This window comes from Flavobacterium sp. PLA-1-15 (assembly GCF_049060005.1).
Lineage (GTDB): Bacteria > Bacteroidota > Bacteroidia > Flavobacteriales > Flavobacteriaceae > Flavobacterium.
This window is the reverse complement of the sequence record NZ_JBMGQS010000012.1, coordinates 1-16665: the sequence shown is the minus strand read 5'-3', so window position 1 is coordinate 16665 and position 16665 is coordinate 1. Positions and strand designations below refer to the sequence as shown.

The following is a 16665-nucleotide window of genomic DNA, read 5'->3' as shown; positions in this document are numbered from 1 at the left end:
GTTCTGTGTAACAAATTTGTATTTTATTCGTTTGGTACATAACCCTATGAAGCAAATCGTTTTATTCTTTTTCCTTTTATCGTTTTCGGTTCAAGCCCAATTTCAAATAACGGGAGTTGTGCGGGATGAAGCGACGAATAAACCACTTCCATTTGCTTCTATTTCTTCAAAAAATGGTTTCGAAATAACCGACGTTGACGGCAAATTCGATATCGAAAGCAAAGAACCGATTCTTACTTTTACAATATCCTATGTTGGCTATCACAAAAAAGAAATTGCAACCGAGGGAAAGAAAAATTTCACTGTCCAGCTTTCGCCAAAGTCGGAAAGTTTAGAAGAAATTGCCATTGGAGAAAATCCTGCCATTGCCATCATTAAGAAATCAATCGCTTTAAAGGATCAGAACAATCCTCAAAAAAAGCTAAGAAGCTTTCAATTTAAATCTTATAATAGGGCTACCATTACTGCAAACCCCGACTCTATCAGCGGGACTTTGGACTCGATTTTTGTAACCAACAAAGGCATTCGTAAATTTGTAAAATTAGATTCGACTGATTATAAATTCAAAAAAATCATCTCCAAACAACACATCTATCAAACTGAAAAAGTATCGCAATATCAGTTTGACGGAAAGAACTTCAAGGAATATGTACTGGCAACAAAAATGGCCGGCTTCAAGCAACCTATTTATGAATTGATTGGCTTGCAGTTGCAATCCTTTTCCGTTTATGATTCTAAATATGAATTATTAGAAAACCGCTATGACGGTCCGTTGGCAAATGATGCATTGAGACAATATTCGTTTAAAATGTTGGATACTGTAAGAATCCAAGGACGTGACTTATATGTCATTTTCTTTAAGAATAAAAAACGTTCCAAGAAGAACGGTCTTCACGGTGTTTTATACATCGATCAAAAAAACAATGCTGTTGCCAAGGCAATTTTCAGGGTTAAAAACATTATCGATGTAAGTGGCATCCACGAATATGAATACCTCCCAGACAGCGATTTGTGGTTTCCCAAAGGCAAAACGTTCAAGATTGTAAAGGGTAACAACAGCGAAAACATCAAGATTTTAGGCGGTCAGATTCAATTTGAAGGCGACTTGGATGATTCAAAATCTACTGCGAAAGATAAAGTGACTTCGGATTTTGTTTATCTGATTTCGGAATCCAATCATTTTGATTTTGAATTTGACGTTCCCTTGTCTATCAAAAAACCCGCCATTGCAATCCATATAAAGGATGATGCGATCAAGAAAGAAGAATCTTTTTGGAACCGCTACCGAAAAGACAGCTTGGATTTACGCGCCAAGCAAACGTATGTGACCTTGGACAGCATTGTCATCAAGCAAGGTATCGAGCGAAAATTAAACATTGGACGGAGAATACTGAACGGTTATGTTCCCTTAGGTTTTTTCGATATGGATTTGCGCTACCTCATCAAATACAATAATTATGAAGGTTTTCGATTTGGTCTCGGTGGTATTACCAATGAGAAATTATCCGACAAATTCCGCCTTGACGGATATGCCGCCTATGGTTTGAAAGATGAAGAAATCAAATACAGTGCTGGCGCTGCTTTTAGGGTTGGAAAATTTTCCAACTCGTGGATTGGCGGATCCTATACCGAAGATATTCGCGAAATTGCGAGTACGTCATTTTCAATCGACAAGCGTGTCTTTAAAATATACGATCCTCGGCCTATCAACTTGAGCACCTTTTACAGCCATAAAACCTGGCGTGCTTATATCGAAACCAAAATTATCCCTAAAACGGAGAGCATCTGGCAGATTACACAAAGCTATATTGAGCCACAATTTGCCTATGTATACAATGCAAACGGGCGTTCTTATAGTTCCTATAATATGACAACGGCAATGGTTTCGTTGCAGTGGAACCCTTTTAGTGATTTTATGCAAACGCCTAGCGGTAAATTGGAAATAGACAAGCGCTACCCAAAGTTTACTTTCCAGTTTACGAAATCATTACCTGATGTGATGCAAAATGATTTTGATTTTGGAAAAATTGACATCAGAGCCGAGTTTCAAAAGAAGTATCTGAACGGTCAAAAAACAGCCATCTATACCGAATTTGGATATGCCTTTGGCGATGTTCCGTTGACGCATCTTTACAATACTGCGCCAAATAGCTTGACGAAAGACAACATTATCCAGCGTATTACCATTGCTGGAAAAAACAGCTTGGAAACAATGTATTTTAATGAGTTTTTCTCAAGCCAATATGCATTTTTCCAATTAAAGCATGCCTTCAAGCGTGTTAAATTGTTTGGAAAGGTAAAACCTTCTTTGGTCCTGGTTTCAAGAGCCGCGTGGGGAAACATGGAAAAACCGGAACAGCATCTTGGGATTGGCTACAAAACATTGGACAAGGGTTATTTTGAATCTGGAATAGAACTGAACCAGATCTTCAAAGGCTTCGGGCTGTCCGGATTTTACCGATATGGGCCAAATCAGTTGCTTCGTTTTGAAGACAATATTTCTATAAAGTTAAATTTTGTATTGGACTTGGGCCTATAATTATTTGAATTTGTAGCCAATTCCGAACGTCCAAATCATTTTCTTTTCAGCATCATAGCCATAATAAGGTGTAATCAGCATCCATTTTTTATATTCAATGATAGGAGAAACGGACAATCTTGGTGCCGCATCACCATCCAAAACCAATAGCGAAGGAAAAGCGCCCACACCAATTTTAAAACCATTCAACTTGAGTTTTAGGCTTGGGCCACCTACATTTATTCCGACAGCCTTATCACCGACAGCAACACCAATCCTTCCTTCCAAGGCGAAATCTACTGTAGGGTTTTCCTTTTTTACTTCATCTTGAGTTTGAGAAAGCACAACAGAAGAAAAGAGCACTGCCGATAACAGCAGTGCCTTTCTAATAAAAACTGAATTCATAATTAAGGCTTTATAATAAGTACCGATGGGGTATTGTTGAGCCAAGTGCTGTGAGAATCGACCAATTTCTTCCAGCTTTCCAAACTGATAATCATCAAATCCTGCTGGTCTAGAAACTCTTTCTTCATCGTCTTATCCGTTGTCACCATAATGTGATTGGGTGCATTCTGCTCAATTGAACGAATATTTTCCTTGATTCCATGGTTGCTTTTTATATGTCCATCGGCATCGAGGACTGTAACTTGGGATCCGTTATTATGGATTAATTTTTGTGCATAGCCTATCAGGAAAGCATCTTCGCTTGAAAAGATCGGCAGGAAAACAGTATCAATATTCTCCAAATCCTTATTTACCAAAATCGCTACCGGCATTTTACTTTTGGCCACTATCTGCCTTGTCCTTTCATCAAAAGGGGAATTATCAAACAGGCCTTCCTTTCCGGTAAACTTATCAATCAAACGATCCGGATTGATGATTCTCGTTGTAAATCCTAATACTTTTCCAAGCAATGTCCCTACGAAAATAGATTGTCCAAGGCCAATCAACAACAAATCGTATTCGCCCTGATTTGCTGTTTCCACAATATCCGAATCAATATCATTCGAAGCCTTAAATAAAGTATTGATGTTCTGATTCAAATGTTCAGACTCTGAAATCACGGGAAGAAATGTTTCCCTTTCGTAATCCTTGACATCGAAAGAGTGAAGTTCCGAACTCAAAGACAAGTGCATTGCCGTAATCATCGTACTGCTTTCCTGCTTTTTCGAAAGGCTGTTGGCTATCTTCAATAAAATTTTTCCTTTTTCGGCATCGCCAAAGGAAAGCAGTATCTTAAATTTATTCTTGTTGCTTATCGCTCCAGGAACATTTTCTGATTTCGATTTGAACACATAATTGATCAGATCCAAAGCAGGCCCCGTCATAAAAGTGGTAACCAATGCCATAATGACCATCATCGTGAATATTTCGGCAGACAATACCCCCAAGTCATATCCGATATTAAGAACGACCAATTCCATCAATCCACGGGTGTTCATCAAAGCACCAATCGAAAGGCTGTCTTTCCAACTCTGGCCAACAAATTTTGCCGCCAAGGCACTTCCGAAAAACTTGCCTACTACTGCAACAAGAATGATCAGGCCGGTAATTTTCCAAAGAGAAGGGTCGTTCAGCAAACCTATCTGAGTCCTTAATCCTGTAAAAACGAAAAACAAAGGAAGCATGATGACAACCGAGACGTCTTCTACCTTTTCGATAAAAATATTACGGAACTTACCGCTTTCTGGCATAATCGCTCCCGCCATAAAAGCACCAAACAAGGCATGGATTCCAATAATCTCTGAAGCATAAGAAGACAACAGCAAGGTCAGAAAGAAGATCGCCACAACAGGTTTGCTCAAACTTTCACGGGTGGATTTCAAATCTCCAACCCTTTTCAGGAATGGACGTACCACTTTGAGCATTACCAAGACATAAACCAAGGCCAAACCAATGATATAAAGGGAACTTACAAAAGAACCGGCCTTAACAATAGCAATTACCGCTGCCAAGATACACCAAGCCGTGATATCATCTGCCGCGGCACAAGTAATGGCAATGGTTCCTAGACGTGTTTTATGAATGCCCCGTTCCTGGACAATACGTGCCAAGACGGGAAAAGCAGTGATACTCATTGCGATACCCAAAAATAATCCGAATGAAATAAATTCGATTCCCTCAGGGGCAAAAGATTGATAGATGAAATAAGCCAACCCCAATCCCAGCGAGAACGGAATAATAATACTCGCATGGCTGATGACAACTGCATCGTGTGCTTTGTTTTTCAAGGCTTTCAGGTCCAATTCCATACCAATAACAAACATGAAAAGGATAAGCCCTATCTGGCTTAGGAATTGCAAGTTGCCCATTGATTCTTTTGGGAACAGCATTGCTGAAAATTCAGGCCAATACATTCCAACCAATGAAGGCCCGAGCACAATACCTGCCACAATTTCTCCCACCACACTTGGCTGTCCTATTTTTCTAGAAACCCAACCAAAAAACCGGGCTACCAAAATAATGGCCACAATCTGAGCCAGCAGGATGGCCAGCGGATGTTTTAAATTATGGACCATCGATTCTATAAAATCATTCCAATGACCATTTTCAACCCGATCGGTAACGATATTTCTACCCGCTTCAAGTACTTTTCCTTTGCTTATGACCCAATACATCAGACTTGAAAAAACGCTGATAATGGCGATATAGAAAAAGGTATTTTTAAAGTTTTTCATATTTGCTTTGTGTTTAGTATGAAATTTGGCGCAAATATGGGAAGTGATTTACTGGAAAAAAAATGATCCGAAATCTAATTTCAGCCTGATGTAATAAGACGGCAAAATTTTGTAATGAGTTAGATTTTTACCTTTGCCAAGAAATCAGAACGGTAAATTTCGCTTACTGAAAGTGTAATTTTCTTTTCGTTTTGGCCGCGTTGTGAAAGCGTGATTTCATTATGGCTGAAAAAACTTACCTGATTCAAGGCAATGATTTCTTTTTTATTGATCCTGCAAAAATCATTAGCGGGAAGCTCTTCCAAAAGTGTCTTGAAATTAATGTTCTTCAACAACAACAAACTTCCATCATCCAACAAGATTTCCTTATCACGACTATCAATCGCAGCCGTTTTTATATAAACAACAGTATCAAAATACACAATCGACCTTCCTTTGTCCGTATTGGCCTGCATCGAATTCCTTGCTTCTGTTTTCCGATCCATACGCCCCCTGGCTTTCTCAACCGCCACTTCCAAACGTTCTTTTTTTACTGGTTTTGTGATGTAATCCACGGCGTTCAAATCAAAGGCATCGACGGCATAGTGCTTGTAGGCTGTTATGAAAATGATCAACTTATCCTTCAGTGCTTCTGCAAGATGCAAGCCATCAACTCCCGGCATTTCAATATCGGTAATGCACAGGTCAAAATTCAAGGAAGGCATTTCGCGAATCAATTTTTCCGGATCGTTGAAAGTCCTTACGATCTCCAAATCCGGAATCTGTTCGCACAGCATCTTCAGGTACATCAATCCTGGCAATTCGTCATCTATCAGTAAGCATCTGAGCCTTGTATTCAAGTAAGTCTATTTTTAGGTGGGCAATATAAACGTTGTCTTCTACAAACTTATCAAGTTTGAAGTTGTTCTTGTAAATGATTTTCAATCTTTGTTCCAAAGTGGTCGAACCGATACCGCTTCGTTCCTTCTTGAGCGCCTTCTTTTCAGAAATCTTATTGGAAACCGTCAGGTAAAAGCAATTGTCCTTGAACTCGAACAAAACCGAGATAAAGGCATCGGCACTTTGCAAATCGGCATGTTTAAAGGCATTTTCAATCAAATCAATCGAAATGAGTGGTGCAATTAAATTCTGCTCAAAAAGCGGTTCACTCTCCTTGATCTTTGTCTTTATATTCAGCTCGAAAAGCGGACTGACTTTGATCTTATTGATTTCAATCAGATTCATTGCAAACTCTATTTCTTCTTTTGGCGAAACAAGTTTTTTCTGGCTCTCATACAATATATAATCCAACACATTTGCCAATTTATCCAAAGCAAAATAGGTCTGATACGCGTGTGATTGGATCGAGTTCAATATGTTCTTGAAAAGATGCGGATTGAGTTTTGATTCCAAGGTTTCCAATTGGAGATCGTTTATTTTCATTTCCAAAAGATAGAATTTTTCTTCCGCCCTTGCTTTCTTCTTTTCAGATTGAAACAATTGGTAAACCAGCCAGCAAACTGCAACAGCGAGTACCAGGACTAGGATCAGCAATAAAATAAAAACAGTACCGTCATTCATATCATCTACAAAAAAAGATTTTCAAAAGTAGACATTTCTAAATTAATGAAAACTGAAAACAAAAAAACCTGCCGGGTATTTGTACGACAGGTTTTCAAATGTGATCTTATTCCTAAATTATCCTAAGGTTTAATAATCAAAACCGAAGGAATATTTGTCAGCCAGATACTCTGGGTATCGATCAGTTTTTTCCAGCTTTCGAGGCTGATGATCATGATATCCTGGTCTTTTAGAAAATCTTTTTTTATGATTCGCTCTCCCATTTTAGTAGAACTTGGGTTATTTTGTTCGATTTCGCTGATTCTTTCGTGGATTTCTTCATTACTTACAATCGCCTCATTCGGATCGATGAAGGTAATATGCGAATCATTATTGTAAACCAATTTCTCCGCATAATCAATCAGAAACACATCATCTTTACTGAAAATCGGCATAAAAACCTTATTCGGGCATTTCAGATCCTTATCGACCAGAATTCCAACTGGCATTTTACTATTGGCAATAATTTGACGTGTCCTTTCATCAAAAGGAGAGTTTTCAAAAAGGCCTTCTTTGCCAATAAATTTATCGATCAGCCGATCCGGATTGATGATCCTTGTGGTAAATCCCAATACCTTTCCAAGTAAAGTCCCTTCAAAAATGGATTGGCCCAGACCCACCAATAATAAATCATAATCACCTTGATTGGCTATGTCCGCAATATCGGTATTGATGTCGTTTGAAGCTTTAAATAAAGTCACAATCTTTTGATCCAAGTTTTTAGATTCGGCAATTATCGGTGTAAAACTTTTCTTTTCCTGCTCTTCCAAATCAAATGTATGAAGTTCGTTACTTGAGGTAAGATGCATAGCCGTTACTATAGATTCCGTGTTTTCTTTCTTCACAAAACTGTTGGCCAAACGCAAAAGTGACTTTCCCCTATCAGAATTTCCAAAAGAAAAAAGTATCTTGTATTTGTCTACTTTTCGAACTTCCTCAGGAACAATCACATCTTTGGTTTTGAATATAAAGTTGATCAGATCCAAAGCCGGCCCCGTCATAAACGTAGTAACCAAGGCCATAATCACCATCATAGTGAATATTTCTGGTGATAGAACTCCCAGATCCAACCCGATGTTCAATACGATCAATTCCATCAAACCTCTTGTGTTCATCAACGCTCCGATGGTCAGACTATCGCGCCAATTCTGTCCTACAAATTTTGCCGCAATGGCACTTCCCAAAAATTTTCCGATTACGGCAACCGCAATGATCAATCCTGTCATCTTCATCAATTCGGGATCGCTGATGAGTCCGATTTCTGTCCGTAATCCTGTAAAAACAAAGAACAACGGCAAAAGGATGATCACCGAAACATCTTCGACCTTTTCTATAAAAATGGCCCTGAATTTTGCACTGTCGGGCATGATCGCACCCGCCATAAAAGCTCCAAATAAAGCATGAATACCTATAATTTCTGTCGTATACGCCGAAACAATAAGCGTTAAAAGAAAAATGGCAACAACCGGCTTGCTCAAACTCTGGCGTGAATTTTTCAATTGTCCGACTCTTGCCAAGAAGGGCCTGACCACTTTGAGCATCAGGAAAACGTAGGCAATTGCCAAAGCAATAACGTACAATGAGCTTACGAATGAACCCGCCTTTACAATCGCAATAACCGTTGCCAAAATACACCAAGCCGTGATATCGTCTGCAGCGGCACACGTAATAACAATAGTTCCCAATTTGGTTTTATGGATGCCACGTTCTTGGACAATCCTTGCCAAAACGGGAAAAGCCGTAATACTCATGGAAATCCCTATGAACAAGGCGAATGATAAAAACTCGACTCCGTCCGGTGCAAAATGTGTATAGATAAAATAGGCCAGAGAAATTCCAAGCGTAAACGGAAAAATAATACTCGCGTGGCTGATCACTACTGCATCATTGGCCTTATTCTTTAAGGCTTTCAAGTCCAATTCCATTCCGATGACGAACATAAAAAGAATCAATCCGATCTGGCTGAGGAACTTTAAATTTCCGAGTGAAGCTACAGGAAATAAATTTTCGAAAAACTCAGGAAAATACAGTCCAACCAACGAAGGCCCAAGGACAATTCCTGCAACCATTTCACCAATTACAGAAGGCTGTCCAATTTTCCTGAACATCCAGCCAAAGAACCTGGCTACTAATATGATGGAAATAATTTGAAGCAATAAGATTGCTAGAGGTTCTTTGAGGCTGTGCATCATTGAATCTAAAAATTCATCCCAATGGTCTTTTGCCGACGTTGCGGAAACTATTTCCCTGCCGTCTTCGAGGAATTTTCCTTTAGAAAGAACCCAGAAAATCAGCATTGAAAATCCGGCAACAGTGGTTACATAGAATATAGAATTTTTATAGTTCTTCATAAATGTACACTTCCAAAATTATTTTTATTTTCCTACAAAGATGCAAAAACCAAATATATAAATTTATCAAAGAAAAAAAAGCGTAATGTAAATTTAATCCCAATGTTAAAATTAACACAAGAAAACTTTATTTCACAGCTAAAGAACCTGAAAAAAGTGACGTTTTAACTACCTTTGCACCCTTAAATTTTGATGATGGTTAAGTGGTTTAGTTTGGGTTTTTGGGCGCTTTTGGCACGATTGGTTCTTCGTAACAGAATAATCATTCTTGTATCGGTAGTTTTGATCACCATTTTTTTGGCTCTGCAATGGAAGAATATAAAGTTCACCTATACGGAAGCCAATCTTTTACCTGATGATGAAATTGCCAGCATCGAATACAAGGCCTTTCTCGAAAAATTTGGCGAAGAGGGAAATCTGATCATCATTGGCTCTAAAAATGATTCGCTTTTTACTCCTGAAGCTTTTGAAAAATGGAGCAGGATGATGCAGGATTTTCAAAAAAACAAATCGGTTGATCTGGTCCTGAGCATTGACAATTTGAAGCAATTGCAGAAGAACGACTCACTTCAGACCTTTGAATTAAAACCTTTCCTAGATCATTCCAAAACGAAAGACGCTGACTATCTTTCCGGAAAAGTGGAAGAATTACGAAGCGACCTGCCTTTTTACGAAGGCCTGCTGTTCAACAAAAAAACAGGAACAATCCGTGGTGCCATCTATTTGGATAAAAAGATTGTGAATACCGCTGAGCGTAAAGATTTTGTACTTGAAATCTTAAATCCAGCTATTGAGAAGTTTGAACAGGAAAGCAAGGTGAACCTGCATATTTCGGGAATGCCCTATATCAGGACAATGAGTACCGAAACCATCAAGGGAGAAATCGGACTTTTTATAGGCGCTTCTTTACTCGTTACTTCGCTGTTATTTTATTTCTTCTTTAGAAGTTTCAGGGCTACTTTAATCTCAATTATTATTGTGATCATTGGCGTAATGTGGTCGTTCGGCATCTTAGGATTGTTCAATTATGAGATTACGATCCTGACTTCTTTGGTTCCGTCGTTGATTATCGTTATTGGGATCCCGAACTGCATCTTCCTGACCAACAAATACCACCAGGAGTACAAGGTTCATAAGAATAAAGCGAAAGCGTTGCAACGTGTGACAACCAAAATCGGTATGGCAACCTTGATTACGAACGTAACAACTGCCATAGGATTTGGAACTTTTGTGACTTCCAACAATCAATTGTTGATTGAGTTTGGAATCGTTACTGCAATCAATATTTTTGCCTTGTTCTTCCTTTGCCTCTTTGTTATTCCTATTTTCCACAGTTATATTCCGGCTCCTGTAGAGCGTCATTTGGAACACCTTGATCGAGGATCCGTAAGGCGTTTCATGGATTGGATTCTGCGCAATGTAAAAACCAATCGCACCAAGATCTATGCTGTTGTTTCGGTTTTGCTTTTATTGAGTATCGTGGGTGTCATGAAAATGAGAATTACGGGAAGCATTATCGAAGATATGCCGAAAAAGACCCGATTCTTCCAGGATATTGTGTTTTTTGAAGATGAATTTGACGGAATCATGCCTTTGGAAATCGTAATTGACACCAAGCGAAAAAAAGGTGTCATGAAACTTTCGACCTTGAGAAGGATGGAAGATTTTGAAACTAAAATTCAAAATATCAATGGATTGTCGAAACCTATTTCGGTGGTGAATCTGGTTAAATATGCCAAACAGGCTTATTATAATGGAAATCCTGAATATTTTGCCTTGCCATCCTCTCAGGAACAGGCTTTTATTTTGAGCTACGTAAAAAATACTGCGAAAGACAGCAAGGAAAATGTATTGAAAAGCTATGTGGATGAAAGCGGACAGGTAGCACGGATCACGACTTATATGCGTGATGATAATGGCGAAAACCTGCCTGCAATTGAGGCTTCTATCCGAAAGATTGCGGATGAAATTTTCCCGAAAGATTCGTATGACGTGAGCATTACTGGAAAATCATTGGTTTTTCAAAGAGGAACAAATTATTTATTGGACAACCTTTTGTCTTCGCTGGCATTTGCTTTTTTCTTGACAGCCTTACTGATTGGATTTATGTTCCGTTCGTTCAAGATGATACTGGTGGCCTTGATTCCGAATTTGTTGCCCTTGATGATGACAGCTGGAATTATGGGTTATTTTGGCATTCCGCTGAAGCCTTCTACCATATTGGTTTTTGGAATTGCATTTGGACTTTCGGTGGATGATACTGTGCGATTCCTTTCGCAATACCGTGAAGAGTTGAGAAACAACAATTGGAAGATCAAAAAATCGGTTTATGCGACTTTTAATGATGCGGGATTGAGTATGTTTTACACTTCGATTGTATTGTTCTTTGGGTTTTCGGTGTTTATGTTGTCGAGTTTTGGCGGTACGATTGCCCTGGGTGGATTGGTTTCGATCACCTTGTGCTTCGGAATGCTTTCGAACCTGATGCTGTTGCCGGCTTTGGTATTGACAATGAACAAACGTTTGGCAAATGCCCAGGATTTACCTGAACCTAACATCCGACTTAGGGAATATACAGATGCTGAGATTGATGATTTGGATAATAAAAAGTAATAGCCCCAGATTCACAGATTATTTATACTGAAATCATTTTACCTGCCACAGATTAAAAGAAAATGATTTTTCTATAGAAACAAAAATCTGTACGAATGAATGTAATCTGTGGCTTAAAAGCAGATTCCTTTAAATTATCAAGCCATTTGACTTGCCTAGCCCCGATAGTATTGTAACGGATAGCGGGACACGAGCGAAGCGAACTGATGAAATAAAAAGCTCCTAAAAAATACTATCAAAAACTATATATTTGCATTCGATTAAAATTTTATAAAAATGAAACACACAAAAGTTAAAGACTTATTAAACAGTACACAGACGCTTCACGAAGTAAATGCAAAAGGTTGGGTTAGAACTTTTAGAAATAATCAATTTATCGCGTTGAACGACGGTTCGACGATTCATAATATTCAGTGTGTGGTTGATTTTGAGAACACGCCGGAAGAAACTTTGAAAAGAATTACGACTGGAGCTTCGGTTTCGGTAACCGGAGAATTGGTGGAAAGCAAAGGTGCTGGACAAAAATTCGAGATTCAGGTGAAGAAATTGGAAATCCTTGGCGATTCGGATGCGGAGAAATTCCCGATGCAACCTAAGAAACATTCGTTGGAATTTTTACGTGAAAATGCCCATTTACGTGTGCGAACTAATGCTTTTGGAGCAATTATGAGAGTGCGTTCGGTTTTGGCATTTGCGGTACACCAATATTTTCAAGAGAAAGGTTTTGTGTATGTGAATACACCTGTGATTACGGGTGCAGATGCAGAAGGAGCTGGAGAAATGTTTCAAGTGACTTCTTTGCCTTTGGACAATTTGCCTAAAAACGAAGAAGGAAATATTGACTATAAAAAAGATTTCTTCGGAAAACACACCAACCTGACCGTTTCGGGTCAATTGGAAGGTGAGGCTTTCGCGATGGCTTTGGGTCAGATTTATACTTTTGGACCAACTTTTAGAGCTGAAAACTCCAATACTTCTCGTCACTTGGCGGAATTTTGGATGATTGAGCCAGAAGTTGCCTTCAACGATTTGCACGACAATATGGATTTGGCGGAAGACTTTATCCAATATGTGATTAAATATACGGTTGCTAAATGTGGCGACGATTTGAAATTTTTAGAAGGCCGTTTATTAGAAGAAGAAAAACAGAAACCTCAAGCTGAAAGAAGCGAAATGGCTTTGTTAGAGAAATTGAATTTCGTTTTGGAGAACAATTTCAAACGTGTTTCTTACACTGAAGCGATTGACATTTTGAAGAATTCAAAACCAAACAAGAATAAAAAATTCAACTACATCATTGAAGAATGGGGAGCTGATTTGCAATCGGAACACGAGCGTTATTTGGTGGAAAAACACTTTAAGTCGCCTGTAATTGTGTATGATTATCCAGCCAACATCAAATCGTTCTACATGCGTTTGAACGAAGATGGAAAAACAGTTGGAGCGATGGACATCCTTTTCCCTGGAATCGGAGAAATCGTGGGTGGTTCACAAAGAGAAGAGCGTTTGGATGTTTTGCTTGAAAAAATGAAAGTGATCGGGATTGATGAAGAAGAACTTTGGTGGTATTTGGATACAAGACGTTTTGGTTCTGCCGTTCACTCAGGTTTCGGATTAGGATTTGAAAGACTGGTATTGTTTGTTACCGGAATGACCAATATTAGAGACGTTATTCCTTTTCCTAGAACTCCTGGAAGTGCGGAATTCTAAGAATCAACATTTTATAAAAACCTATCAAAAATGGCACAAGTTTATCATAACGTGTGCCATTTTTACTTGAAATTGATTAAATTTGAATTATAAATACCACTTAATTAACTAGGATGCTCAAGCAGTTTTTAAATTTAAAATTATCTCAAAAATTATCTCCACAGCAAATCCAGCTGATGAAGCTGATTCAATTGCCTACGCAAGCCTTTGAACAACGTTTGAAAGAAGAAATGAACGAGAATCCGGCCTTGGAAGGCGGAAATGAAGACGAATATGAAAAGGATGAATTTGAAAGCGAAGAATACGACGACTACGATGAATTTGAAGGCGACCGAATTGAAGCCGAAGACATCAACATTGATGAATACCTAAGCAACGACGAAACTCCTGATTATAAAACCCAAGTAAATAATTACAGCGATGACGACGACGATCGCGAATCGCCCTTGGCGGCTTCGGTGAGTTTTCACCAAGATTTGATCAATCAGCTGAATACTTTTATTTTGAACGATGCCGAACGTGAAATTGCAGAATTTCTAGTAGGAAGCATCGACGATATGGGTTACATCCGAAGAAGCGTTCCCGATATGGTCGATGATATGGCCTTTACACAAGGTATTTATACCGATGAAAAAACGGTAGAGAAAATTCTTCATATCGTGCATGAATTGGAACCTTCGGGAGTTGGAGCAAGAGATTTGCAGGAATGTTTATTATTGCAATTGAAGCACAAAACCCCGACCGAATCCGTAGAATTGGCAACAGATATTATCGAAAATCAGTTTGAGGCTTTTACCAAAAAACATTACGATAAACTTTTACAGAAATACGGCGTTTCGAGTGAATTGCTCAAGAAAGCCATCACCGAGATTGAGAAATTGAACCCAAAACCAGGAGGTTCTTTTGCTGGAAACAATAAAATTACCGAAAATGTGGTTCCCGATTTCGCCATTAGGATTGTGGATGGAGAACTGGAATTGACGCTGAACGGGAGAAATGCTCCCACCTTGCACGTTTCCAAAGATTATCAGGAAATGATGCAGACTTACAAGGATTCCCGCGATAAATCGAATGCACAGAAAGATGCGGTTCAGTTTATCAAACAGAAATTGGATTCTGCAAAATGGTTTATTGACGCTATCAAACAACGTCAGGAAACGCTTTTTGTAACAATGAATGCTATCATGCATTATCAGCAGGAGTTCTTTTTAGAAGGCGACGAAACGAAGCTAAAACCGATGATTCTGAAAGATATTGCAGATATGGTTGGTTTGGATATTTCGACTGTTTCCCGTGTAGCGAATAGCAAATATGTAGAAACTCCTTACGGCACAAAACTTATCAAGGAATTTTTCTCTGAAGCGATGAAGAACGATCAAGGCGAAGATGTTTCGACGCTTGAAATCAAGAAAATATTGCAGAACGTAATTGAGGAGGAAGACAAGCAAAAGCCACTTCCAGACGATCAATTAGCCGATATCCTAAAAGAAAAAGGCTATCCGATTGCGAGAAGAACAATTGCAAAATACAGGGAGCAACTTGATATTCCGGTGGCGAGAATGAGGAAGAAAATATAATAAATCTAAATCTTTAAGTTTAGAATAAAAAAATCGTAAATGAAATTTTATCTTCAGATTTTATTTTTACTTTTCAGCCTACCTTTTTTTGCACAAAAAACGGGCCTTATTCAAGATAGCCTTACAAAAAAACCGTTGCCTTATGTCAATATATGGGTTGATAATGAAAATATTGGCGCCACATCTGAGGAAAATGGAATATTTACAATTTCTGACGAAGCCTTCAAAAAAACACTAGTTTTATCGTGTGTTGGATATGAAAAAAGAAGAATTGTTTTTTCTGAGAATAATCAAACTTTTTATCTAGCCGAAGCGATTCAGCAACTGGACGAAGTGGTTATAAAAACTCCTTTGAAAACTGTTTTCAATACCATTTCGACATTTAATTTAGAGGAATCTACAACGGGTTTTGGCATCCAGTTAGCTCCATGGATAGTTGGCCGTTTCTTTGCCTATAAACATGAATATGAAAAAACACCTTATTTGAACAAAGTAAAATTTGCGACAAACAGCAACATCAGAAATGCTCAATTTAAAATGGTTTTATATGTTCCTGATGATAATGGAGCGCCTGGCGAATACCTTTACCATGAGGATATTCTTTTTTCTGTTCCAAAAGGATTGAAAGAAACAATTGTAGATTTATCAAAATATAAAATTGCTTTTCCTGAAAAAGGATTATTTATTGCTTTTGAATGGCTAACCATCGAAAGCAATAAATACAAGTATGACTTAAAAGATTTGAACAAAAAGGGATATACAAAAGCCTATCGGTACGAGCCTACTCTATCGGCATTTATTACTCCCGAATATGGCGATACTTGGTATTATATTAATGCCAATTGGAAGCAAACACCTGCCTTTCCTATTGGAAACAACAAAGATTCTTTTGCAACATTAGCCATCGAAACAATTTTATCAAATTGAAAAAAATACTACCCGCATTTTCCTATATCTTGCATCCGCTATTTATATCGGTCTATGCGGTTTTGTTGTTTTTCGTTTTCGGCACACATTTCTTCCAATATCCGGACATCTATCTAATCATCATCCAGATTGTCATCATCACCATTCTTATTCCGGTGACCTTTTATTACCTGTTGCTATCAATGGGAAAGGTGGATTCTATTATGCTTGCCAAAAGAAACCAGCGTATTATTCCGTTAATCATTCACGCTTTACTGCTTTACGTCTTAATTAAGAAAAGCATCACAGTAGAGAATTTCCCCGAACTTCATTTCTTTTTTCTAGGAAGTCTGATGAGTACGTTTCTTGCCTTGGTAATGATTTATTTTCAACAAAAAGTAAGCCTGCACATGATCGGCATCACTGCCTTGACCGTATTTACTATCGGGATGAGTCTACATTTTCAAGTACGTTTGATTTTCCCAATCGTACTTTTAATCCTATGCAACGGATTCGTCGCCACTTCAAGGCTCGAGATGAAAGCGCATACTCCTACTGAGTTGGTCTTGGGGAGCCTGATTGGGATAATTCCACAGGCGGGACTTTTCTATTTGTGGCTATAGGATGTAAAACATCAGGCCAATGTTGAGTGTTTTAAAGTCAACAGGACTGCCCTCTGTATTTTTCGTTTCTTTCAACAAGGAATTCATTCC

General features: G+C 38.4%; 11 protein-coding genes. 6 read left to right on the top strand and 5 right to left on the bottom strand.

Annotated features, from left to right (window positions below; genetic code table 11):
• Positions 1-46: 46 nt before the first annotated feature.
• Positions 47-2539, top strand: a complete 2493-nt coding sequence (locus ACI6PS_RS08890) for a DUF5686 family protein (protein ID WP_421012207.1) — start codon at positions 47-49, stop codon at positions 2537-2539.
• On the opposite strand, the gene ACI6PS_RS08885 is transcribed toward ACI6PS_RS08890, so the two are convergent.
• The 5 genes from ACI6PS_RS08885 to ACI6PS_RS08865 all read right to left on the bottom strand — a co-directional run bounded on the left by ACI6PS_RS08885 (position 2540) and on the right by ACI6PS_RS08865 (position 9146).
• Positions 2540-2923: a hypothetical protein gene (locus tag ACI6PS_RS08885; protein WP_421012206.1), complete on the bottom strand. Its 384-nt coding sequence runs from the start codon at positions 2921-2923 to the stop codon at positions 2540-2542.
• 2 nt (positions 2924-2925) lie between these two features.
• Positions 2926-5196, bottom strand: coding sequence for a cation:proton antiporter (locus tag ACI6PS_RS08880; RefSeq protein WP_421012205.1), 2271 nt, complete (start codon positions 5194-5196; stop codon positions 2926-2928).
• A 119-nt stretch (positions 5197-5315) separates the two neighbouring features.
• Complete coding sequence (locus tag ACI6PS_RS08875) at positions 5316-6035, bottom strand: LytR/AlgR family response regulator transcription factor (RefSeq protein WP_421012204.1); 720 nt, start codon at positions 6033-6035, stop codon at positions 5316-5318.
• The gene (locus ACI6PS_RS08870; RefSeq protein ID WP_421012203.1) at positions 6001-6756 is read right to left on the bottom strand and encodes a sensor histidine kinase; all 756 of its coding nucleotides are present in this window, start codon (positions 6754-6756) and stop codon (positions 6001-6003) included. The genes ACI6PS_RS08875 and ACI6PS_RS08870 overlap by 35 nt, the downstream gene beginning before the upstream one ends.
• Positions 6757-6878: 122 nt before the next feature.
• A complete protein-coding gene (locus ACI6PS_RS08865; protein ID WP_421012202.1) occupies positions 6879-9146 on the bottom strand; it encodes a cation:proton antiporter in 2268 nt (755 codons plus the stop codon).
• 195 nt (positions 9147-9341) lie between these two features.
• Here ACI6PS_RS08865 and ACI6PS_RS08860 point away from each other — a divergent pair, with 195 nt between their 5' ends.
• The 5 genes from ACI6PS_RS08860 (at position 9342) to ACI6PS_RS08840 (ending at position 16575) form a co-directional block, all read left to right on the top strand.
• A complete protein-coding gene (locus ACI6PS_RS08860) occupies positions 9342-11759 on the top strand; it encodes an efflux RND transporter permease subunit (RefSeq protein ID WP_421012262.1) in 2418 nt (805 codons plus the stop codon).
• Positions 11760-12035: 276 nt separating this feature from the next.
• Positions 12036-13469 carry an asparagine--tRNA ligase gene (gene asnS / locus ACI6PS_RS08855; protein WP_421012201.1) on the top strand — a complete coding sequence of 478 codons (1434 nt, stop codon included), beginning with the start codon at positions 12036-12038 and terminating at the stop codon, positions 13467-13469.
• A 113-nt stretch (positions 13470-13582) separates the two neighbouring features.
• The gene (rpoN, locus tag ACI6PS_RS08850; RefSeq protein ID WP_421012200.1) at positions 13583-15046 is read left to right on the top strand and encodes an RNA polymerase factor sigma-54; all 1464 of its coding nucleotides are present in this window, start codon (positions 13583-13585) and stop codon (positions 15044-15046) included.
• 39 nt (positions 15047-15085) lie between these two features.
• A complete protein-coding gene (locus ACI6PS_RS08845; RefSeq protein WP_421012199.1) occupies positions 15086-15973 on the top strand; it encodes a carboxypeptidase-like regulatory domain-containing protein in 888 nt (295 codons plus the stop codon).
• Positions 15970-16575, top strand: coding sequence for a hypothetical protein (locus ACI6PS_RS08840; RefSeq protein ID WP_421012198.1), 606 nt, complete (start codon positions 15970-15972; stop codon positions 16573-16575). Before ACI6PS_RS08845 ends, ACI6PS_RS08840 begins: the two co-directional genes overlap by 4 nt.
• The last annotated feature ends 90 nt before the right edge of the window (positions 16576-16665 follow it).

What these genes read in the sequence shown, in the direction of transcription:
- asnS (WP_421012201.1), top strand. Translation starts at nt 12,036, where the DNA reads ATGAAACACACAAAAGTTAAAGACTTATTAAACAGTACACAGACGCTT.
- ACI6PS_RS08870 (WP_421012203.1), bottom strand. Translation starts at nt 6,756, where the DNA reads ATGAATGACGGTACTGTTTTTATTTTATTGCTGATCCTAGTCCTGGTA.
- ACI6PS_RS08880 (WP_421012205.1), bottom strand. Translation starts at nt 5,196, where the DNA reads ATGAAAAACTTTAAAAATACCTTTTTCTATATCGCCATTATCAGCGTT.
- ACI6PS_RS08890 (WP_421012207.1), top strand. Translation starts at nt 47, where the DNA reads ATGAAGCAAATCGTTTTATTCTTTTTCCTTTTATCGTTTTCGGTTCAA.
- ACI6PS_RS08860 (WP_421012262.1), top strand. Translation starts at nt 9,342, where the DNA reads ATGGTTAAGTGGTTTAGTTTGGGTTTTTGGGCGCTTTTGGCACGATTG.
- rpoN (WP_421012200.1), top strand. Translation starts at nt 13,583, where the DNA reads ATGCTCAAGCAGTTTTTAAATTTAAAATTATCTCAAAAATTATCTCCA.
- ACI6PS_RS08845 (WP_421012199.1), top strand. Translation starts at nt 15,086, where the DNA reads ATGAAATTTTATCTTCAGATTTTATTTTTACTTTTCAGCCTACCTTTT.
- ACI6PS_RS08885 (WP_421012206.1), bottom strand. Translation starts at nt 2,923, where the DNA reads ATGAATTCAGTTTTTATTAGAAAGGCACTGCTGTTATCGGCAGTGCTC.
- ACI6PS_RS08865 (WP_421012202.1), bottom strand. Translation starts at nt 9,146, where the DNA reads ATGAAGAACTATAAAAATTCTATATTCTATGTAACCACTGTTGCCGGA.